This window comes from Nitrosococcus watsonii C-113, assembly GCF_000143085.1.
Lineage (GTDB): Bacteria > Pseudomonadota > Gammaproteobacteria > Nitrosococcales > Nitrosococcaceae > Nitrosococcus > Nitrosococcus watsonii.
This window is the reverse complement of sequence record NC_014315.1, coordinates 1,963,573-1,985,754: the sequence shown is the minus strand read 5'-3', so window position 1 is coordinate 1,985,754 and position 22,182 is coordinate 1,963,573. Positions and strand designations below refer to the sequence as shown.

The 22,182-nt window shown below is 46.1% G+C and carries 17 protein-coding genes and 1 pseudogene; 11 read left to right on the top strand and 7 right to left on the bottom strand.

What is annotated here, in order from left to right:
• The first annotated feature begins 130 nt into the window (after positions 1 to 130).
• Genes NWAT_RS08800 through prsR form a run of 3 tightly spaced genes read left to right on the top strand, consistent with a single transcriptional unit; the run spans position 131 to position 4,978 of the window.
• On the top strand, positions 131 to 1,528 hold the full coding sequence (locus NWAT_RS08800) for a TIGR03013 family XrtA/PEP-CTERM system glycosyltransferase (protein ID WP_013220748.1): 1,398 nt from the start codon (positions 131 to 133) through the stop codon (positions 1,526 to 1,528).
• Between the two features lie 22 nt (positions 1,529 to 1,550).
• Positions 1,551 to 3,629, top strand: coding sequence for an XrtA/PEP-CTERM system histidine kinase PrsK (gene prsK / locus NWAT_RS08795; protein WP_013220747.1), 2,079 nt, complete (start codon positions 1,551 to 1,553; stop codon positions 3,627 to 3,629).
• Positions 3,626 to 4,978: a PEP-CTERM-box response regulator transcription factor gene (gene prsR, locus NWAT_RS08790; RefSeq protein WP_013220746.1), complete on the top strand. Its 1,353-nt coding sequence runs from the start codon at positions 3,626 to 3,628 to the stop codon at positions 4,976 to 4,978. Before prsK ends, prsR begins: the two co-directional genes overlap by 4 nt.
• Before the next feature lie 114 nt (positions 4,979 to 5,092).
• Here prsR and NWAT_RS08785 read toward each other — a convergent pair whose 3' ends face one another.
• From NWAT_RS08785 to NWAT_RS08770, 4 genes and pseudogenes are all read right to left on the bottom strand, one after another.
• The gene (locus NWAT_RS08785) at positions 5,093 to 6,040 is read right to left on the bottom strand and encodes a hypothetical protein (RefSeq protein WP_041350630.1); all 948 of its coding nucleotides are present in this window, start codon (positions 6,038 to 6,040) and stop codon (positions 5,093 to 5,095) included.
• A gap of 139 nt (positions 6,041 to 6,179) precedes the next feature.
• Positions 6,180 to 6,707 (bottom strand): annotated as a pseudogene (locus NWAT_RS08780) (transposase); the annotation flags it as partial.
• Positions 6,708 to 6,741: 34 nt separating this feature from the next.
• Positions 6,742 to 6,984, bottom strand: a complete 243-nt coding sequence (locus NWAT_RS08775; protein ID WP_041350628.1) for a hypothetical protein — start codon at positions 6,982 to 6,984, stop codon at positions 6,742 to 6,744.
• Between the two features lie 278 nt (positions 6,985 to 7,262).
• Positions 7,263 to 7,481 (bottom strand): transposase, encoded by a 219-nt coding sequence (locus NWAT_RS08770; protein WP_041350958.1) that lies wholly within the window; start codon positions 7,479 to 7,481, stop codon positions 7,263 to 7,265.
• Between the two features lie 558 nt (positions 7,482 to 8,039).
• Here NWAT_RS08770 and NWAT_RS08765 point away from each other — a divergent pair.
• Positions 8,040 to 8,945 (top strand): PEP-CTERM/exosortase system-associated acyltransferase, encoded by a 906-nt coding sequence (locus NWAT_RS08765; protein WP_013220744.1) that lies wholly within the window; start codon positions 8,040 to 8,042, stop codon positions 8,943 to 8,945.
• A gap of 387 nt (positions 8,946 to 9,332) precedes the next feature.
• Here NWAT_RS08765 and NWAT_RS08760 read toward each other — a convergent pair whose 3' ends face one another.
• Positions 9,333 to 10,184, bottom strand: coding sequence for a PEP-CTERM/exosortase system-associated acyltransferase (locus tag NWAT_RS08760; protein WP_232420082.1), 852 nt, complete (start codon positions 10,182 to 10,184; stop codon positions 9,333 to 9,335).
• A gap of 85 nt (positions 10,185 to 10,269) precedes the next feature.
• Between NWAT_RS08760 and NWAT_RS17765 the strand changes: the two genes are divergently transcribed.
• The 4 genes from NWAT_RS17765 to NWAT_RS17070 all read left to right on the top strand — a co-directional run bounded on the left by NWAT_RS17765 (position 10,270) and on the right by NWAT_RS17070 (position 13,482).
• On the top strand, positions 10,270 to 10,395 hold the full coding sequence (locus NWAT_RS17765; protein WP_013220742.1) for a hypothetical protein: 126 nt from the start codon (positions 10,270 to 10,272) through the stop codon (positions 10,393 to 10,395).
• A gap of 225 nt (positions 10,396 to 10,620) precedes the next feature.
• Positions 10,621 to 10,893, top strand: a complete 273-nt coding sequence (locus NWAT_RS18050) for a transposase (protein ID WP_083781474.1) — start codon at positions 10,621 to 10,623, stop codon at positions 10,891 to 10,893.
• A 671-nt stretch (positions 10,894 to 11,564) separates the two neighbouring features.
• Complete coding sequence (locus tag NWAT_RS08750; RefSeq protein WP_157679862.1) at positions 11,565 to 11,753, top strand: hypothetical protein; 189 nt, start codon at positions 11,565 to 11,567, stop codon at positions 11,751 to 11,753.
• Positions 11,754 to 12,492: 739 nt separating this feature from the next.
• The gene (locus NWAT_RS17070) at positions 12,493 to 13,482 is read left to right on the top strand and encodes an EDSAP-1 family PEP-CTERM protein (protein WP_013220741.1); all 990 of its coding nucleotides are present in this window, start codon (positions 12,493 to 12,495) and stop codon (positions 13,480 to 13,482) included.
• A gap of 121 nt (positions 13,483 to 13,603) precedes the next feature.
• On the opposite strand, the gene NWAT_RS08740 is transcribed toward NWAT_RS17070, so the two are convergent.
• A complete protein-coding gene (locus NWAT_RS08740) occupies positions 13,604 to 15,250 on the bottom strand; it encodes an FAD-binding oxidoreductase (RefSeq protein ID WP_013220740.1) in 1,647 nt (548 codons plus the stop codon).
• 65 nt (positions 15,251 to 15,315) lie between these two features.
• On the bottom strand, positions 15,316 to 18,087 hold the full coding sequence (gene prsT / locus NWAT_RS08735; RefSeq protein ID WP_232420081.1) for an XrtA/PEP-CTERM system TPR-repeat protein PrsT: 2,772 nt from the start codon (positions 18,085 to 18,087) through the stop codon (positions 15,316 to 15,318).
• Between the two features lie 730 nt (positions 18,088 to 18,817).
• Here prsT and NWAT_RS08730 point away from each other — a divergent pair.
• From NWAT_RS08730 to NWAT_RS08720, 3 genes are all read left to right on the top strand, one after another.
• The gene (locus NWAT_RS08730; RefSeq protein WP_013220738.1) at positions 18,818 to 19,444 is read left to right on the top strand and encodes an XrtA/PEP-CTERM system exopolysaccharide export protein; all 627 of its coding nucleotides are present in this window, start codon (positions 18,818 to 18,820) and stop codon (positions 19,442 to 19,444) included.
• 14 nt (positions 19,445 to 19,458) lie between these two features.
• Positions 19,459 to 21,054, top strand: coding sequence for an XrtA system polysaccharide chain length determinant (locus tag NWAT_RS08725; protein ID WP_013220737.1), 1,596 nt, complete (start codon positions 19,459 to 19,461; stop codon positions 21,052 to 21,054).
• Between the two features lie 231 nt (positions 21,055 to 21,285).
• Positions 21,286 to 22,179 carry an XrtA-associated tyrosine autokinase gene (locus NWAT_RS08720; protein ID WP_013220736.1) on the top strand — a complete coding sequence of 298 codons (894 nt, stop codon included), beginning with the start codon at positions 21,286 to 21,288 and terminating at the stop codon, positions 22,177 to 22,179.
• Positions 22,180 to 22,182 lie beyond the last annotated feature (3 nt).

Sequence of the window (22,182 nt, the reverse complement as noted above, 5' to 3'; positions counted from 1 at the left end):
TTAAGTTTACCCGCCACCCTTAGCTGATTGGACTTTCCTCTATTGAGGATAAAAGCCGTCGATGGGATTATTTTTTCATATTCAAGAAGCTAGAGCAATTTTGAGATACTAATGTAGGGGGACGACAAAAGTGGGCACTGTTCGCTTCTTTAACCATCATATTAAACGCTCTTTTTTAATTCTCGCTTTTTGTGAGTCAGTTATTTTATTTTTCAGTCTCTGGTTAGCCGCGCTTATACGCTTTATGGGAAATTATCAGCTCATTCAGGAGAATTTAGGGCCTTTATGGCCGAAGGCGATAATTTATACCGTTGTGGTGATCATTGCTCTGATTGCCTCTGGGCTTTATCGTCGCCACCAGCGCTATGGTTTAGCAGGAATTTTTAACCGTTTAGTAGTGGCAATGTTGGTAGCGGGGACATTGATGGCGGTTACTTTCTATTTTATACCTGAATTCCATCTAGGCCGGGGTATTCTCGTGCTTAGCATTATTATTTCTACTTGCGCACTACTCCTTTCCAGGGCTTTTTTTCTTTATCTTATGGGACTACAGGGTCTGCAACGGCAGTTACTCATATTAGGTACGGAAAAGCGCGCAGCTTCGGTGAATACTCTCCGCCGCCGCTCTGACCGGCTTGGTATTGATATCGTTGGCTATGCTCCCTTGCCGGGGGAGATCCCCCTGATTCCTAAAGAGCAATTAGTAGAGGTGGGGGAGGGGCTTCAGGAGTACGTAACGCACGGGGGTATTGATGAAATCGTGATTGCTGTTGATGAACGCCGAGGCCGTCTGCCCTACAAGGAACTACTGGATTGCCGCATGGCAGGAGTTACGGTAACTGATGTGCTCGATTTTTTTGAACAGACGGCCGGTAAGCTCAAAATTGATATTATGTATCCTAGCTGGCTTCTGTTTTCCAGCGGTTTTCATCACCATTTCCTGCGGCAATTTACTAAGCGGCTCTTTGATATCACCGCGAGTGTAATGTTGCTTATTTTTTGCTCTCCATTGATGCTGTTTGCCGTGATTGCAATTTTACGGGAGAGTGGCCGACCAGTGCTTTATCGTCAGCGGCGAGTGGGTGAAAATGGCCAACCCTTTTATATCTTTAAATTTCGGACCATGAGTCAGGATGCCGAAGCGGATGGAAAAGCCCGTTGGGCAGCAAGCGGTGATCCTCGTATTACGCCTGTGGGGCGGTGGTTGCGGCGTACCCGGATTGATGAGTTGCCACAGATTTTTAACATCTTATGGGGGCAGATGAGTTTTGTAGGGCCACGGCCCGAGCGGCCAGAATTTGTGGAAACTTTAGCTAAGGAGTTGCCTTACTATGGGGAACGCCACCGGGTTAAACCAGGACTGACCGGCTGGGCGCAAATATGTTATCCCTACGGTAGTACGGAGAGTGCCGCTTTCGAGAAGCTCCAGTATGATCTGTACTATGTTAAAAATTACAGTCTTTTTTTAGATCTAATGATTTTGTTGCAAACGGTTGAAGTTGTTGTGCTTGGAAAAGGAGCCCGCTGAGCTTCTTGTTAGTCAATACATCATGAATAATTTGGCATTGATCAGTTATGGTGCTGGCGCGGCGGCCTTTACTGCTCTTTTCATTATACTAGCTATCGGCTACCGTAATCGTCCCGTGGGGGGGATGTTGCTATTTGCGGTTGCAGTAAATGCAAGTTGGCTAGCTATCTCAGCTTATGACTCATATGCTGATTATCTTTCGCCGCTTTGGGCCCAGGTACTGGAAACTTTTCGGGATGGAGTCTGGTATGCTTTTCTTTTTCATGCGTTAGGCTTTAATTTTAAGTTTCAAGGGCTTACCCGCAGACTTGCGGTGTTAGTTCTCATCTTTGTACTTTTACAAGGGGGACTGTTAATTGGGTTTTCCTGGCTAGAATGGCTGCTTGGCGCCAAACTAAGCCATGAGATTGTGTTGGTAGGGCAAATACTACTAGCAGTTATTGGTTTAATGCTGGTGGAGCAACTGCTGCGTTCCGTTCCTCGGGATAAACGATGGGCGATTAAATATCTCTGTTTTGGGCTTGCCGCTTTATTCGTTTATGATTTTTTTCTCTATGCGGATGCTCTGCTATTACAAGTAATCGATGCAGGGGTATGGTCTGCCCGTGGTCTAGCTAATGCTATGGTAGTTCCTTTTATTGCAGTTTCGGCTGCGCGTAACCCTCAATGGTCGCCAGACGTCTATGTTTCCCGGCAGATGGTATTTCATACTGCAACTATTCTAGGGGCGGGACTCTATTTATTGGCTATGGCCGGTGCAGGCTACTATGTTCGCCATTTTGGCGGTTCCTGGGGAATTATGGCCCAGGCCGTTTTTTTATTTGCGGCTGCTTTACTGCTTCTGTCGCTCCTTTCCTCTGGCCAATTAAAGGCGAAGTTGCGGGTTTTTATCAGCAAACATTTTTTTAATTACAAATATGACTATCGCGAGGAATGGTTACATTTTATTAGTATGCTTTCGGAAGACTCCTCGATCCCGTTAGGAGAACGAGTCACTCGAGCTCTCGCTCAGATCGTGGAAAGCCCGGGTGGTGTGCTGTGGCAGGCCAAAGAGAAATATTATGTACCGACTTTTGTCTGGAATTTCCCTTTTCCAGAGGGCTTAATGGAGCCGAAGCAATCAGTATTTCTTCAGTTCCTGCGGGAACAAGAATGGATTGTAGAAAAAGGCGCGGAGGGGGAGGCGGCCCATCCTGTGCCGATACCAGAATGGTTTAATAGGTTGCCCAAGCTATGGCTGATTGTACCTTTAATTCATAGGGAATCATTGGTGGGTTTTCTGGTTTTGGCTCGCTCCCAGGCGAGAGCGGATTTGGACTGGGAGGATCGAGATCTTTTACGTACTACCGGCCGGGAAGCAGCAAGCTACTTGGCTCATCAAGAAGCAGCCGAACAGTTGGCTCAAGCCCAGCAATTCGCTGCTTTTCATCGATTTTCTGCCTACGTGGTCCATGACCTGAAAAATCTCATTGCGCAGCTTTCTTTGCTGGTGCGTAACGCCGCACACCATAAGCATAACCCAGCATTTATTGATGATGCCGTACAGACTATCCACCACGCAGTCCAGCGAATGCAACGGCTAATGAGTCAACTCCGCAGCACGGGGGAGGAAGAACGGCAGGAAATCTTTGATGTAGTGGCGTTGGCTCGTGAACTGGTAAAACATTATGCCGTCCAGCGGCCAAGACCAAAAGTGGAGGGAGAAGATAAAGATTTTATTGGGATATGCGCTAACCGAGAACGGTTTAAGAGTATCTTAGGACATTTAATCCAGAATGCCCAAGAAGCAACTTTGCCTGAAGGACGCGTTATTTTACGGGTAAGTAGAGAAAGAGGAATAGTTCGGATAGAGGTTGAAGACAGCGGACAGGGCATGGATCCTACCTTTGTTCGGGAACGGTTGTTTCGCCCTTTTGATAGCACTAAAGGGCTTACGGGCATGGGGATTGGAGCTTTTGAGGTGCAGGAATATATCCAGGAGATAGGAGGAGATATTGAAGTCCGCAGCGTGCCGGGTAAAGGAACTTGTTTTGTGCTGCGGATACCTCAAGGCGAGGTGGAAAGATCTCGGATGGAAGAAGTGAAGGAGGCAGTTTCATGAGCAGTAAGAAAAACTTGCTGATCGTGGAAGATGATCTTGGTTTGCAGGGCCAGTTGCGGTGGGCTTTTTGTGGTTATGAAATAGCAGTAGCTAAGGATCGTCAGGAAGCAGTTGCATTAGTACGCCGCCATGAACCTCCGGTAGTAACGTTAGATCTTGGGTTGCCTCCTAATCCTGGTGGCGTCAGCGAAGGCATGGCCTCCTTGCAGGAAATCCTGGCTCTGGCACCCTATACCAAAATCATTGTGATCACAGGGAATGACAGCCAGGAGCATGCGGTGCAAGCAGTGGGGGCGGGTGCCTACGATTTTTATTCGAAGCCCATCGATCCCGACATTCTTAAATTGACGATTGATCGGGCTTACCGGCTTTATGAGTTGGAGATGGAAAATCGGCGTTTACGGCGGGCTGGTCATTCCTCCCTGGAAGGGGTGATTGCCGTCAGCCCTGGAATGAAGAAAATATGTCGTACCATTGAGAAGATTGCACCCGCTGATGTCACCGCGCTTATTTTGGGTGAGAGCGGTACGGGCAAGGAAGTTATTGCTCGGGCCTTGCACCAACTGAGCTATCGCCGAGAGCAAACTTTCGTGGCGATTAACTGCGCGGCTATTCCAGAGAACCTTTTAGAAAGCGAGCTTTTTGGCTATGAAAAAGGAGCCTTTACGGGGGCTGTGCGGCAAACTCGGGGCAAGATCGAATACGCTCATGGGGGTACTTTGTTCTTAGATGAAATCGGGGATTTGCCCCGGGGCCTTCAGGCCAAGCTGCTGCGTTTTCTGCAAGAACGGGTGATTGAGCGGGTGGGTGGCCGTGAGGAAATCCCTGTGGATGTGCGGGTTATCTGCGCGACCAACCAGGATTTAAAAGAGCTTATTGCTCAAAACCAATTTCGGGAAGATCTATATTATCGAATTGCTGAAGTTACCGTGACTCTTCCGCCTTTGCGGGAACGCCCAGGCGATGCGGTAGTCATTGGGCGGGTGCTGCTCGAGCATTTTTCGCACACGCAGAGTAAAGCGGTCCGCGGTTTTACAGATGATGCTATTAGAGCTATTGAGACTTATACCTGGCCTGGCAATGTTAGAGAACTAGAAAATTGCATAAAACGGGCCGTGATAATGGTGGAAGGCAACCGTATTGCATCGGGAGATTTGGATTTGCCCGCCTTCGCCGAACAGCAATCCTTGTCCCTAAATTTGCGTCAAATACGAGAGCATACCGAACGGGAGGCGCTTACCCGCGCCATCACCTTGGTGAATGGCAATCTCTCACGGGCAGCGGAACTCCTCGGCGTGACTCGTCCTACTTTATACGCATTATTAGATAAATATGAAATGCGTGATTAAACTTATAATTCTTGGACTGATCATAGAGAATGAGACTTTAGCATCTATATGCTAGTTGCCGAAATTGTAGTCCTTATCTAGAAGGGCTATTAGAGACCGTTTAATCCTTATAACTTAGCCTTTAATAATTTTTTTAATGATTCTATGTAATAATTTGTTAAAACCCTTTAATAAGTTTTTAGTTGTGTAGCCGCGGTTTCTAGCGAAATGCTGCATAATACGGTTTGCTACTTTTTCATGATATTTTCGCTTGAGATGCATTCCGTCGCCAATATGCGAGATGATGATGTCATCTGTGCGTATGAAAACAACATTTTGCCTATTTCTAAAATGAGCCTCGTATTCACTGGCAAGCAAGGCATAATCTATACTATTTATAACTTCGGTTCCTGGGGGCAGCAGAACCTGCTGTGTCAGCCCTAAATCAAGGTTGCTAAAATTTGGATAGCCTGGTACATACACGGTTAATCCTAGAGCCACTGCCTCAGCAACCACCTCATCAAGGTTTAGAAAAAGATTGTCTAAATGTTGGTTTGGAAAATGATTATCGAAGCAAGCTGGTTTTGTTCCTGCAAGCGTATGGATGCAGTCATTGAATGGTCCAAGAATTAACACATCCCCGCTTTTTAAAAGGATTGGCCCGGGTGGAAGCCCCGCGGGGGAAGGGAAGCGGTTTTGGTTAACGAGGTCTGTCCACTGATCCATTGCGCCGGCCCAATCGCGAAAATTAGCTAGTTCCCCTAAGAAGGTTGGCTCGACGAAGGCTCCAGCCCAAGTATTATGAGCAGTCATAGCGACGGGACGAAGAATTGTAAAAATCGGATTCTGGGGCAAAACTGACTTTAATGAAGCATAGGGTTTTCCGTCAGAATGCACAATTCGTGCGCCCTGGATGGCGCCGTTTGGTGGTGTGACTGCTGTTGAATAGGAGGCTGCTACAAATAATATACGGGTATCTGCTTCTGCTCCAATAATATTTATAGCAGGATAAGCTGCAGTAGCTACCGTCCAAGGTAGCCCCATAAGGATTGCTTGTAAGCATATTTTTAAATATTTATACATGATGAGGGAAGAATGCCTTATTTTCCGAATATCCTTATACATTGGTATATAATTATAAGCAGATATTTTACACTAAATAACGTCGGTTCTGGATAACCACCTGGTCTTATCCAAGAGGATAAATGGTTGGTTAGTCAGGTTAAGTGAGGTTTTGAGTGGGCTGTAAAATTCTAGACGGCCTGTTGAAAAATTTCTGTAGTGAAGTAGCAGCGATAGGCTGAGAAGTAAAGTGGACTTTTGCCAAAGCCGCATGGCGAAAGGATAGGCGCTGAAAGATATTAAGCAATCTCTGCCCCAAAAAAAGAATGAATTTAACCCGCCGTTTGCAATTGAGCGCAATGGCGATAAGGTAGAGCTGGATCTGAATTTTTGCCAGGCCGCGGTAGCGGGCGCGGCGCATACTGTGGTTCTGTTTGGCTCCCCCAAATAGGCCCTCGATCTTCCATTGACGCTCGGTGAGTCGTTTTCGAAAGGCGCGGGTACTCTGCCGTCTTCGCATCGCCTCCACTTGGTCGTGGTGAAGAGCGCGATAAACAAACCGGGCTCTGTGCTTGTGGTTCTCAGGTAAACTGGTCTGATTTATCGGGCAAGTGCGACAATAGCCACCCGTGAGGCGGTACCGTTTTACCGATCCTCGCTCGCTTTTTCCATAGGGGTAAAGATAATAGCCCTGGGGACAGCGGTAGCGGTCCTTCTGTCGGTCATAGCTGAAATCGCGCGGTGTGAGTTTTCCGCGACCGACCTATATAGGGGTCATGCAAGGGAATATAATGACGGATTTTCTGCTCGAGCAGTTGCGCATAGGTAGGGCCACGGTCGTATCCCCGATCAGTGATGACCTCCTTGACAGGCAGACCAAGCGTTTGGCAGAGATGGGCCACTCGCCCCGGGAGCACTGGACCTTCGTGCCGGGCTCCTGGTGTAGCGAAACAGTCCGTGACCATTCGGCTCTGTCCGCATCCACAGAAAAATGAGCTTTGTAGCAGAGCTTTTTGTATCCCCCCTGGCGAGAGACTAAACTGGCATCGGGATCGGTGCTACTGACATGGGTTTGGTTAGCGTATTTTCGATCTCGCTTACCTTCTCTAAAATCGTGATAGCAACGCTGGTAGCTTTTCAGCGCCCGTGCATGGGGATCACCCTCCGCACGTTTCACTAGCGAGTTTAGGGCCGCATCGGCTTCCACCAGGCGGCATCTGCCAAAAGACGTTGACCTCGGTAGCTACTCTTCTTCCTCCTGCCAATGCCGGATAAGCCGCTCAAAGATCTCAGCAAAAATCGACTCTCCAAAACGATCCCGGATGCGGCTCATCGAGGAATGATGGGGCACCGAATCGGTGAATTCCAAACGACAAAACCAACGATAGGCCACATTCAAATGCACTTCCCGGCACAAGGCGCGATCAGATTTCATCCCGTACAGATCGTGTGTTCTACACATTTCAACTAGCTTCGCAAGAAACATCATAGCAGAAGCGTCGCCGTCAACAATACTTAGATATTATTGCCTTCGCTCCTCGTGCGCCGCTACGCCGCCTCGCATCTCGGCTAGGAGACCGGAGTACATCCAATGTATATCTCGCTAATACATTTAATTAAAGATAAGGAAAAAGCCACAACATAAAAAATATAAACCAGCCTTGTCTCCTTGTGACCACATATAAATAGTAATAATTACAAATACCTAAAGGTATTTATCGAATGACCGTCTGTTCTTAGCGACAAAATACGTATATCTCTTCTGCTTATACTTTTTACAGTTCATTATTCTTAATAAACCAAATACTAAGCGCCAACCGCTCCTTCCCTAGATTTTTATATAAAGCAATTTCATTAGCTTAGCTAACTAATTAATGGATTATAGGGTTTTCCCTATCATTTAAAATCTCTTCCCATAAACAAATAATGGCATTTTTTTTGCATAATTATAGTTCATTAAAAATAACAAGTCCAAACGTTTTAACCTTTTGAAAATTAACTCTTGTTAGGAAAACAGATAATGGCAATCCCCTTTTTTTCTTTAGCTACCTGCAACTATTCCTCCAATAATAATTCAGAATTGCTTCTTACTCATAATCTTTTTTCGCAATACTTTGAAGTAATAGAAGCAAATTCAGCTAGCTTATTAAACGAAGTATTTGCGCTACGTTATCAAGTTTATTGCCTTGAAAATTCTTTTGAAAAGGCATCATGTTTCCTCAACAAAAAAGAAAAAGACATCTTTGACGATCATTCGTTGCACGTTCTTATTCGCCACCGAGCCACAGGCGAAGCTGTTGCAACTGTTCGGTTAGTACTTCCCAACTCTTCCAATCCAGGCAATCAACTACCTATTGAAACCTGCTGTACTTCTCTGATGACCGCTACCCAGGCAGACGTAAACTCTTCTTCCACCCATTTACCTGCAGAAATTTCCAGGTTTGCAGTTTCAAAGAACGCCAGGCAACGAATTATAGACATTCCCCCCATAGAGGCAGGACGTTTAGGAAGGATTAAAGGGGGGCATTCCCACTGGACACGTCTGCTCTATTCCCATCTCACACTAGAGTTAGTGGCCGCTGCAATTCAATTGAGCCATAAACACGGAATTACCCACTGGTATTCTCTAGCCACATCGGCGCTGATAAGGGCTTTAAAACGCTTTGGCCTTCAAATTACACCTTTTTCCCCCCCCATCGAACATCGTGGCAAACGCTATCCTTGCCTGGATGATCTAAAGACGTTGCTAGCAGGTGTTTACCAAGAGTATCCAGACGCTTGGAATATCCTGACTAGTGAGGGCATCTTTTGGCCAGAGTCTGGATGCAAACCATCTGAAAATAAAAATAGATATTCAGTCCCGCACACCGCAATTGCTCCATGGCAAATGCCCCCCTTGGAATTAGCCGCTGATGCCTACGTATAGGTGATGAGTCTAGCAGCGGAACCTTGGAGCCTCTGGGATGCCCCTGTAATGAGTAGTGCTATAAGACAGTGATGCTCGTGCAAAAAATACTTCTAAGCAGGTCATGAAGTTACTGGAGATTAGGAGGAAAGTAAGTTCTTCGTCCTGCTCATTGAGATTTTTTCAATACTCTATATTAAAGAAGGCTCCTGGCTGTTTTTTTTCTCATTATCGGCTGTTTTCAAGATTCCAGGTTTTCAGGGGTAGATCCCCTTGCTTATCTAAACCTGGTCATTTGGTGTATCCATGCCAACAGATTGGTTTCTATAACGTTCTTGGCATGGATACACTTGTTATCATCTCCGGGGGCTAGAAAAATCCGGTAACTCTCGTCGCCTCAGCGGGTAATTACGATACTTGTGATTTATATCTCCGGGTAGTTTCCAAGGGATGATTTCGCCCTTCATCAGTAATCAACTCCCAAATAGCGGGTTGTTCTGTGTAGGCGGTTTCTAAGAATTTACTAAGATGAGCGTAGCAGGGTTGTCGTTTACCGTGATGATCTATCATTGGCCCGCAAGGAATTAACTGCAATCCATATCGAGAAAGGAGTCGTAATAGTGATGGTTCTACCATACAGAACCAGTGTTCTATCCCCTGTTTCACGCTCATGCTGACGAGTCCAGCCACTAGCCCCAACATGAGATGAGGAATTATTCGTCGCTCCTCTAATCTATGGGTAGAACGCTCTTGCTGTGACATGCCAGTTGGCGATGAAAATTCCCCTAACCGTTTTCTAAAGTGTTTAGAAATAGCAAAACGCGATACCGCTCCAACTGCTGTCCGTGGAAATTTATGGTGGTTGAGAAATAGGGGATGGTTAGTCACTTTGTGAATAGGGAAGCATTTCTCAGTATCCGTTCTAGGCAAAATTAATCGAACAGTGCCGGCATAAATTCCTGTTCGCCGATGTCGCAAAAGGCTATAGACTGAATAGGGGTCAAATTCATCTTTTTCTAATTGATGCCGATAGAGATTTGGATCTTCAAATCCCGTTTCTACACAGTAAACTTGGTAGCGTAAGTGATGTACTGTCTCAAGCAATTTGGTTGTGTTAACGGGTACTATTTCAAAATAGTCGAAGAATGTATCGATTAATCTTCTGTTGGGATCGGATTTACATATACTAGAAAGAGACATGTCAGGTTTTTCCTCATATATTAAAAAAAAAGACTTCTTTTTTTTTAATATAATTACCATAAGGCTAGGGATTCTCTTTCGGTAAATAGTCACAATTTTTAGCAGCACCCCAACCCGGAGAGATACAGGAATTCTTTTTTGGATAATGGCTCACGTTTTCTGGCAGCGACTTAATTCGGAAGAGCTGCTACTGGACGCCAAAGCGGTTGGGTTGTTCAAGTTGTATTTTGAAGATTTGGGGCAGCAACTGGCAGGAGGGCTCAAGAGGTGATGGACAGATTATATCGGTATTAGGTGGGTAGGCGGCTATCGTAGTGACGAGAATGGGCGGATATTCTAAGCAAGTGTTACCGCAGCCAGTTGTGCAGGAAAGGGTATCGTGTACTAAATAGGATAGTGGAATTTCTAATGAAACTGCACTAAAAAATCCGCAAGGAGGAGATAGAACTAGCGCAATTTTTTTGCCCGTAAATGTTTAAATCTAACCTAATTTTATCTGCTGCGATCTGGTTTTCAATGGGGTATTTTACCGAAGTATTTTCCGCCGTGGCAAACAGTTTACGGCTATTTTCCCTTCTGGCACAAAGACGGAACATGGGCGCGTATCCATAACGCCCTGTACTGCCAGTGCAGCGATCTGGAAGGCAGGGAGGAAAGCTCCACCCTCGCGATCATTGACGCGCAATCCATAAAGACAGGGCTGGATGTGCATGGCAATACCGACTTTGATACCGGAACCGGTATATTGATTTTTGAAACAGACGCTTAGTATAAATCGGGTGGATGATTTACCTTTCGATCATGGTACGATGATGGGGAGAAAGTGATTTTGCAGATGAAAACTCGATAGAGAATTACTCCGTTTTGGACTAAGGTTCACTTGCTTGTAAATAAATTTTACATACTTGGAATTTGCCGGTACTGGTGCCTGCCTATTCCTTAACCATCCTGCGGTTAATGCAGGCTCAAGGTGTCCTTGCTGTAATCTCCGACTATCTTTGCTTAGAAGGATAGTTATATTAATATTGGTGCTTGCCCCCGTTCCGGCCGCTCCATAGGCTAGTCCCGCTAGCCCAGTAGTTTTAGGTATTTTGTATGGTATTCATATTACGATACCCTATGTACCGCAATCACTGAGGTCTCATTGATTAGGCGGCGAATGAGTTGATATGGGTGTAGTTATACCGGTAATCAGCGATCTTGGCATACAGCCGCTGGCCGCGAACAAGTTTTTGAGTTGGACATTGAATTTATATCGGTACGAGATGAAGCAGCGACTGGCTTGGTCGAGTAAGATCCTGATACTCGGCAGCGTTGACGACAGCCTGCGACTCCAGTGTACTAGCAGCGGGGCTTTCGATTTGGCGATGAACAGTGTCCATCACACAATAGCAAAATGTCACCTGGGTCATCCGAACTGACTGGCGCTTGTCCCTAGACTTGAAGCTCGGGTATAGTGGGTTCGCTTTTGCCTCAAAAATTCTTGAAGGCTTGCTGCTGGTCACGCAGCGTCTGCTGCAAAGCCATGCTGAGCACGTCATCAGCCAGGGTATTCCACTGAGAGCTACTACCAGCCACTTTTCTAAGGTCGAGCGGGATACCGAGACTCCCTACGTTGATCGATATTGATGGCGCGGCGCTTAATCATGTTCTCTTGTAAAGTAGTAGTTTATACTATTAAAGTTTCGCCATGACTGATAGTCATTTCATTTTTGAAAACTTTATCAGCCTGGAGAATTCGCGCTTCAACGGGTCCTTTAGGCTGGCTACGATTTAGGCCACAAGGCCGTCAGTTTGGTGCCACCCTCGAGGGCGCATTACTTCCTAGCCTCCCGCTGGTAGGTTACGCTTTTGGTAACAGGGGAAGAAGACTGGCGCGAATTCATGGTGAAAAGCAATTAATAAGGCCCTTGCGTTTGAGGCTCCGTTTCATTTTGCCTGTCTGCTGCAGGCAGGCAGGTACTCTCGCTGGAGGGCGTTCACCATCCATGGAGAACTTCAAGGTATCTGTTACGAATTCCAGCACAAATAGCCTGCTAACAGTTTGGCGGAAGGAAAATAAATTCCTGTTTGGATAGATAGCTTTTTTCCGGGAATTGTAATGTCATATATTTTTACATTTTTTCCCTATACACGATATATTTGAACCCATTATGCTTCGTAAATTTATGAAAAATAAGAATAAAAATTTATTGGAACGATTTTTGTATAATGTTAATTGCGATGATAATTATCAGTAGGTTAAAGGTAATTTTAAGCTTACCTAGCTACCAGAAGGAAACTGATATCCTTCTTCATAGCTAGGTAGATGTTGTGAATATATTGAAGCCCTATCAAATTATTTTTAAGGATTTAAAGGAGCAAGGCTATGAAAGCTTTTAAAAAGAAAACTCTCTTAACTATCGGCGGAGCGGCGTTAAGTCTAGGAATGGCGGGAACCGTCCAGGCAGGGGCATTGGCTTATTCTTCGCTAGAAATTAGTGATTTCCAGATTTTTAATAATGCTGGCAACCAATGGGATTTCGGTGATTTCGACCCGATCAATATTGGGAACACCGGTACTTCGCAGGCTTCGCTTACGGGGAATCCAGGCGCCGGACCGAACGCGGTAGGCCCGCTTCAGGGAAACGCTGATGTTGGTATGGCCTGCACGGGGCCTGATTGTGCTGGTATTGGTCAAAACGACTTTTCTGAACAAAATGGCGGGCTACCCGCTTCTACTTCTCACTTCTCTCGGGCTGATTCCTTACTGGAGGGTGCCATCATTAGCGGAGTGCCTGGTGGGGTATCCAATAGCGCGGATGCAAATACCGTTGCGGAGGTGCAGCTCAATCAGTCGGCGAGCGGGGCTTCAGGTTCCTTTGTCGGTACGACTACTACATTTAAATTTAGTTTAGCTGAAGATGATGCTTTTGACTTCCAGTTTGATGGGCACGGAAGGCTAGATGCGTTTCTCCACCAGCCGCAGACGGCAGCCCAAGCCTCCTACGCCTTTAGCATTACCATTAAAGATCTAGGGACTAATGCGACGGTTTTTAACTGGTCTCCCGACGGAGTAGTTAACAACGGAATTATGGGCGGCACTGAGTCTGTGGACGGTTTTGATCTCACCGATAATGTTGGGGTAGTAGGCGCTGCGCTACCGGTGCGCCCTCAGGCTGATAACACGGGTAGCTTCCGGGCGGTTACCGATACTTTGTCCGCAAATGTCCTGTATAGCTTAACCATTTCCCATAATTCCGATGCAAGTGCTACTGCCCAGCAGTCGCCGGTAGACGTGCCAGAGCCAGCAACGTTAGCCATTTTGGGGGCGGGCCTGTTCGGAATAGCGATAACCCGCCGTCGTAGAAAGGCGTAGGTACCGGCCTATTCAGCAGCCATCATAATAGCGGCGGGACGGGAAATCCCGTCCCGTCTGCTTCATTTTTGAAAGTTGCACGTGGAGGGAAAGTGATGCCTGGGGCAAGCAAGTGGGTTTTTTACTCATACCGGCCCGGTGCAATAATTCCACCCGGATCAAGGGTTGTTTTGAGAGCCTTCACGGTATCCCAGAAGGCACTAGAAGGATGGCTAATCTCCGCCATGGACTGAATACCAACCCGATAGGGGATATAGCCAGCATTCATAACTGCCTTGAATGAGGCGTGGTAGCATGCTAGCGCTTGGTGGGTTTCATCCGTATTCTCTTTGTCATAAGCGATTGAGATGACGCTTCCCAAGGTGCGCTCAGTCACCATGCTGAGGGTAATGAAGAGATCAAAGCCATGCTGTTTAAAAATGGGTGCAATAAGCTGGTACAGTTTCAATACATCTTCGCCACGTATGGGAAGGACTGGTGCGAGCCACAGCATTCCGCAATTGTCAGCCGCTGGGTTAGCATGCTGAGGAAAATTTGAGGGTAAACCGCCACGCCGGCGCCAGTATGCGCCAATAAGGAATTTTCCATTGGGGATACCCCGGTTCATGTCAAAGAGGGCCTTGCCAATTTGAATTTTAGTAGTTAAATTCTGGCCCCATTTTGAATTGCCTAGCACCCCACTGAGAAACTTGGCGAAGGAGAGCTTTCGCTCACTAAGAAAGATGAGCTTCCTGCCTGGACCTTTAAGGGTTGTCCGGAGTACGCGGCGCGCAGCGGCGACTTGAGTCCGCCTCCCATAAAGCGCTCCCGATATGTTCCATGCCCCTATTCCCGCTTCCTTGCGTAATGCTTGGCGTGTATCTGGAGGCAAGGGGACTCGTCCATTAGCCCGCTCTACTGGGTAGATTTGGTTACCTGAAATTAATCTCAAATCATTGCCTATATGCACGATACTTCGCAAGGTGCCGTCCAGGCGTAGTGGCCGCAGAGCATCCACAACCGGTTTAATATCTTCGTGTTTATCGATAAAGCATAAAAAGTGATTGACGCATTCCAGGGCAGGCATCAGCCAGAGTCCAAGCCGCGTGACAATTCCTAGGTTTGATTGGGTAAAAATCCCATCTAGGTAGGGTCCCACCCCATAAGGAAACAAATAAGTTGTTTTGGCCTCGGGATAGTGCCCAAACCCGGTATTCAGGATTTCCCCATTGGCGAGCACGACTTGCATGCCAGATATGGTTTGGAAACGATTGCCATAGGGGGAATGCCCAAAGCCACGTTCCAGGATGTTGCCCACTAGACTCGTATCAGGGCCTGCCCCTGTGCAATCCATCCATAAGGGGATATTATGCTCCCGTAAATATTCGGAAAGCTGTTTTTGAGTGACACCCGGCTCAATTACCGCATAAGCTAAGGTTGGATCGACCTTATGAATTCGATTCATGCGACTAAGCTCGACAATTACCTGCCCATCCGAGACGGCACAGGCATCGCCGTAACCCCAGTTCTTCCCGCAACTGATAGGGTAGAGGGGAATCTGGAAAATGTTAGCAATTTTGATAATGCCCACCACTTCCTCGACGGATTGGGGACGAAGAATTGCTAGCGGCCGAGTGCTATGGGAGGCAGTGCTCTGGGCATAAGCCGCCAATGTTGGGTCGCCCTGTAATACATAACTCGGCCCTAGGAGTGCCGACCACTTTTGGAGCGCTGATTCTAAATGACGCTGCTCGGTCGGGTTGCTTACGTGAGGTTTGCCGCCACTCATATTATTAAGTTTAATCCTTATTTATCTACGAAGCTGGATAGTAGCTTTGAGTTTAAACTTTATTATCACCCTTCAAGTTGTTTAAGAAGCTCTTGAGCCTTCTTTCGTTCGTGGAAAGGACGGTCAGAGGTTATTAGCCTCTGTAGTATTTCCTTACCTTTTTTTGTATTCCCCTCTTGGATAAGGGCTTGAGCCAGGTGAAACTGGATATCTTGATTTTGAGGTAATTTGCGAGAGGCTTTTTTGAACAATCCTAGCGCTTTGCGGATTTGGCCTTTTTTTAGCAAGATAACACCCAGCGTATCCATCACCTCCGGATTTTCTGGAGCTAGTTCTAACGCTTGTTTTGCATATCCTAGTGCTTGGGTAGGCTCTTTTTTGTGTATAAGCCAGGCTAGGTTGTTGAGGACGAGCACATTCTCTGGTGCTTGTTCATGCAGCTTGGCAAAAGCCGATTCAGCCCGATTATTTTGGCCAAGCAACAAATAGTTATTGGCTGCGACAAATTGTACCTGAAAATCTTCCGGGTGGCTTTTAAGCCATTTTTCTAAGGTAGCTAAGCTATCCTTTTGCTTGCCTGTTTGCCACTGAATTTGGGCCAATTTTAGAGGCCAGCGATTGCTATCTGGAAAATCATTGTGTGCTTTTTGATAAATTTCTATTGCTTCGCTAGGCTGATTTTGCTGTAGGGCTAATTGAGCTTCAAGATCAATGACTTCTGGTTGATTAAGATGTGTCCTTTTTAGTTCTCGAAGTTGTTTTTTGGCTTCTTCCTGCTTTCCTTCCTGCATTAGCAGGCGCGCCATTACAAATCTAGCTCCTGCATGGTTTGGGTCCAACACTAGTGTTTTTTCTAGTTCAGTTTGAGTTTTGGTAAATTGTTTTGTTTCGTAATAAGCGCGCGCTAGTTCATAATGAGCAGTTGCTGAATCAGGTTGGAGGCTAACTAATTTATTAAAATACCGCAGTGCATTACGAGATTTCCCCAGAGCTAACTGGATCTTGCCAGCCAGCGCCAATAAAGCAGGATTATCGGGGAAGGTGTCCTGTATGTCTGAAGTAATTGCCAAGGCTTTCTGAGGTTGTCCATCACGGAGATAGTAATCGCCTAGAAGGAGGCGGGGGTTTAATGCTTGAGGGTGCGCCTGCATCGCCTGCTCAAGTAATATTTTAGCTTTGGCAATATTTCCCCTTTGTTGCTCAAGTGCCGCTAGCCGCAGCAGGGTATGTAGGTGATTAGGGTTATATTTTAGAGTTTGCTGATATAAGGAAATAGCTTTTTCTAAATTACCCTTTTGGATTTCCAAATTAGCTAGGTTGTGAATAGCATTAGGTGCCCCTGGCGCTACTTTTAATGCTTCTCGAAAGGCGCTCCGGGCTTTAGCTTTCTCGCCCTTTCCAAGATAAGCACCTCCCATTAAAGTGAGAGGCTCGGGACTATCCGGATATTTTCGGTGCATCTGTTGGGCTGCTTCTATGGCCTTATCGAAATTGCGAGCTTGCAAATGGCTAAGAATAACTAATAAGTCTGCCTGCGGCATCTGGGGTTCTAGTTTCAAGGCTTTTTCCAACATTTGTATGCCTTGTTGGTGTTCTCCTGAAAATTCCAGCCCAAGTCCCAATTTCATATAAGCGGCAGCAGATTCTGGCTCCTGGATAGTCACTTGCTGAAAATACCCGGTCCCCTCTCTAGCTTTACCCTGCCTTAGGGCGATATCGCCCATCAATGTTAGTATATGAGTATCATTAGGGTATCGGGCTAGTAGGGGCTTAAGCACGGATTCGGCACCTTTATAATCACCTTTGTGGAACCGTACTACTGCGAGTACTTTAGCCGCTGCCTCGGATTGAGGAAAGTAGGCTAAGAACTGTTGTAAGAGTCGTTCTGCCTGTTCCATCTGGCCTTGCTGATAGTGGGCGATGCCTGCATAGAATACTGCGGGCATGTATTTTGGATTCTGGTTCAGCGTTTTTTGGAAGTCTGTTAAAGCGTCAGCGTACTGTTGCTGCTGGAAATATAATAATCCCTGGGCGTAGGTTACCCCTGGATGATTGGGCGCGCGTTTACTCAGCGTTTCCAAATCGCTGGCCGCGCCTTCATAGTCTTTCAAGTAAATGCGCACCAATGCCCGGTTGAGCAGATCGCTGGCATTATTGAAGCGGTGGGCGATGGCTTTCCCATAGGCTTGTTCAGCGGCTTCCCCGTTTCCTTGATAACGATCTAGGTCACCTAGCAGACTCCAGGCGGGAGCGAAGCTTGGCGTAGTCTGAAGGACTTTTTCTAGCCATTGCCGGGTCTCTTCCAGGTGGTCCTGCAGTGCGGCGATTCGTGCTTTTCCAAAGCCGGCCTCCGGGGTATCAGGATTAATGGAAAGGGCTGATTCGTATGATTTTTCTGCTTTTTCAAGTTCTTGTAGCCCAAGATAGGCATGTCCCCGTAGGGCTAGTAGCTCTGCCTGTTCCTCTTTGGGAAGGGTAGGGTAATCAGTCGAAGCTTCAACGGCTGTTTGAAATTCTCTTTGTAAGAGGGCAGCGCGGGTTAGAGAAATAGCTGTAGCTTCGGGGGCTAACCCAAGGCTGAGAGCTCGTTTTAGTTCTTTTTCGGCGGATGGCCCATCACCCGCTTTCACGTAGGCTTGACCTAGGAGCCAGCGCGCCTCTTGATTGTCCGGCGTTTTCTGGAGGGCATTTTTCAATTCGATAATGGTAGCCCTTATTTTTCCCTGATCCTGATATTCCTTGGCGCGTGAGATGTGCTCTTCGGGGGTGAGATTGGAATCCCCGCTGCAGCCTGTTAACAGGGCAATTGCTAATAATAGTGAGCAGATTAGGACCATAGGGCTTATTAGTGGGCTCGGCATGGGCAACCTCGGGAAATATTGTGTGGACATTAGTTGTATCGTCATTGCATTATCGTACAAAATAGTCAGCTTCTTTAACATACTTTTCAATAAGCAGCGCGTATTAGATAGCACCATGGGGTATAGTCGCCTGCAGGCTCCCTTTTTTGGGCCTGCTAGATTCTAGAAGTTCGGGTGAATAGGGAGGACGGTGCGCTGGTCAGGCTTTCAATGGGTTATTTATATAATTATAATATTAAACTAATACTCTAATAATTTAGAGGAGGTTTAACTTCGCAGATAAGAATTAAAGATTATCGGGAGTTCATGCCTCTTTAAAAACAAAAAATAGATAAATATCCAGTAGTTAGATACAAGGAAAAAATAACGATATTTTACTACCTATTAACTAGTCCGCAAAGCGTTTGACCCGCATCTTTCTTCTGGCTTCTCTTAATCAAACCGAAACTTTAGTCGATACTGCTTGATTATTGAGAGTTGGGATGACGGACCAAATTAGGGCCCGGTTTACGACGAGAAACCTGATTAGGATTTATGCATCGTATTTAATTGAATTATCTAGCCCTGCCTAGTCTGTGTCTTAATTCAGGACTGTGCAGGGAAAATAGCCGCCAAGGCTGCGCTCAGGCGGTAGGTAATCGACCAGGATTTTAAGTAAACAATAACGATTCTGTAGTGTATACAGGAAAAAGTTAAGGTCAACTATATGCATCTTAGAAGCCATAAATTTATTGGGTGCTTGCTCATACTCTTAATTGCAGCGGCTATCTTTGGTTGTGCCAGTACTAAGCCACCGGCCCCTGTTGTAGCGGCTCAAGAGGGACAGACGCCTTACTATATTATCGGTCCTGGAGACGAAGTAGAAATTTTTGTCTGGGGTAACGAGGAACTTTCAAGCAGTATTATTGTACACCCTGATGGGCGCCTAACTTCACCGTTGGTTGAGGATCTTCAGGCAAGTGGTAAGACACCGACTGAGCTTGCCCGGGATATAGAAAAAATCTTGTCTCGTTATGTGAGAGCGCCTATTGTTACCGTTATAGTAAATGAGTTTATTGGACGTTTTAGCGAACAGGTTCGGGTGGTAGGTGAAGCGGCTGATCCTAGGGCTCTCAGCTATCAAGAGCATATGAGCTTGCTCGATGTGATGATTGAGGTAGGAGGACTCACGGAGTTTGCCGCTGGCAACAGTGCAACCCTCGTCCGCACGGCAAATGGCCGCGAAAAGCAGTTTTCGGTACGGTTGGATGATTTGATTAGAGATGGAGATATTACCGCTAATGTAGAGATATTACCGGGCGATATACTGATTATTCCCGAGGCTTGGTTTTAAAAGGATAAAGACTCATGCATGAGCTGTGGTTACAGCTATATAGTTATTGGTGCGGAATTTGGCGTTACCGTTGGTATGGCGTTCTAATGGCATGGGTGGTGGTGATTGTAGGTTGGACATATGTGATCCAGATGCCTGATAGATATGAATCCTCAGCACGAGTTTATGTCGATACTGATTCGCTACTGCGCCCCCTTTTGCAGGGATTGGCTGTTCAGCCTAATGTCGATCAACGGCTTAGAATAATGACTCAGACTTTATTAAGCCGGCCTAATTTAGAGAAAGTGATCCGCCAAACCGATATGGATTTGTCCGTGACCACGCCGGAGCAGGAAGTAAAACTTCTTAGTGGGCTTGAAAAAGATATTCATATAAAGGGAACAAGCAAAGACAATTTATACACAATTGCATATGAAAACACTGATCCTCAACTTGCGCAACGGGTGGTGCAAGCCATATTGAACATTTTTGTGGAAAGCACCATGGGTGCCTCCCGTAAAGATAGTAATACTGCTCAACAGTTCATTTTTCAGCAAATTAAGGAATATGAAAAGCTGCTTCGTACTGCTGAACAAAGGTTAATGGACTTTAAACGGGAGCATGTGGGCCTAATGCCTAGTGAAAAGGGCGATTATTATCAGCGTTTGCAGACTGCGGTAGAGAATTTACGTACGGCGCGTACTGAGCTTAATATGGCGATAGGGCGCCGGGATGTACTTAAACGTCAATTGAGAGGAGAGGAACCGGTTTTTGGATTTGGGACAGGAACCTCGTCAAAAAGATATACCAATCCCGTTGATATACGTATTCAATCCTTGCAAACGGAACTAGATGAGGTGTTGCTCAAGTACACGGATAAACATCCAAAGGTTTCGGCGATTAAGGAAACTATTGCGATGTTACAAAAAAGAGAAGAGCAGCGGTTTTCTTTACCGCAGGAGCAGCAAGGCGAAGGAGAAGAAGCGAATGAAACGGGAGAATATGCAGCGGGGGGTAGCTTTTACTATCAGCAAATGCAGATATCTCTGGCAGAAGCGGAAGCCAATATTGCTTCTCAAGAAGCGGAAGTTAGCGCCTTGGAGAAAGATGTAGAACGGTTGCGTGAACTCGTCGATACTATTCCTAAGGTAGAGGCGGAATTAGCTCAGCTAAATCGTGACTATGGGGTCTATAAAAGCAACTATCAGCAACTATTAACACGCTTAGAATCAGCAAAAATGGGTGAAAGGGTGGAAGAGTCGCCAGATAATGTTAAGTTCAGAATTGTGGAACCGCCTATACAACCGCTCCTTCCTTCTGGTCCTGACCGTCCCTTGTTATTAACGTTAGTTCTGGTGGTTGCGGTAGGTGCCGGAGGGGCTTTGGCATTTCTTCTTTCCCAATTAAGGCTCGTTTTTTATACCCGCCGGGATTTAGAAGAAGCGACGGGGCTTCCCGTTCTAGGCCCGGTATCAATGATATTATCAGGGCGTATTTTATGGAAGCATCGGCTTAATCTGGCGTTTCTTCTTGCTTTTCTAGGTCTTCTCATCGCTGGATATGGATTATTGGTATCCAATTATCTCTTTGGTATCAAAATGTTCGACACAATTAAGCATTCGCTTTTTTAGTGCCCTAAAATTCCCTAAATTTAAGAGTAATAATTCAAACTATAAATACTTACTAAATTAAGGTGAGACCCGGTTTTTCCGGGGGTAATTTAATTGATTAAATGCGGCCTATCTTAATAGAGAGAGGAAGTTTATCTTTATACAATTACGAGAAGAGCAAAACGTAGATTGTATTTTGACTAAGTATTGCTGGGGACATTGTCCGTAGAAAAAAATTAAGGAATATTTTTTATGAGTAGCATTGAAAAAGCGATGGAGCGTAAAAACATGGTCGGTCAAGAGACTTTGACTCCTGCGAATGCAGCCCCTTTCTCTTCGAATTCTTTAGAGCGGCAGACGGCATCTCCCCAAATACGGGTTAGGCCGGGAGAGAGAAAATCCCAGATGCATCGGCTGGATTTAGAGGCGCTGCGCCAAAAAGGTTTTATCGTACCAGCTGAACCCCAAAGCCGGATTGCGGAAGAGTATCGCATGATAAAAAGGTCTATCCTGAAAAGAGCACTTGACAGCAGCGTTAGTTCTAATGAATACAGTAATGTGATTATGGTGACAAGTGCACTTTCGGGGGAAGGTAAGACCTTTACTTCCATCAACTTGGCGATGAGTATTGTGATGGAGTATAACCGTACTGTTCTTTTAATAGACGCAGATGTGGTGAGACCGAAACTAAGCGACACGCTTAGCCTTACGAAAAGGACCGGTTTGGTGGAGGTGCTGAGGGATCCCACTTTGGATTTGGCTGACGTAATGGTGCGTACTAATATTGACAACCTTCGTGTTGTGGGAGCAGGAAAACCTTATTCCCGTTCAACGGAGTTGCTTGCCAGCAAACAAATGGCGATGTTTGCAGAAGATGTTTCCCGCCGCTATCCAGAGCGCATAATCATTATTGATAGCTCGCCTTTGCTTGCAGCTAGCCAGCCCAGTGCATTGGCTCATCTCATGGGCCAAATTGTATTAGTAGTTGAAACCGGACGTACCCCACAAACCGCTGTCAAGGAAGCGCTTTCCCTGCTAGATCAATCTAATAAATTGATATGGTTGGTGCTGAATAAAAATCGGCAAGCATCAGGTCAAGACTATTATGGTGGCTATTACTACGGCAGCTACTCCAATGGCCAATAATGG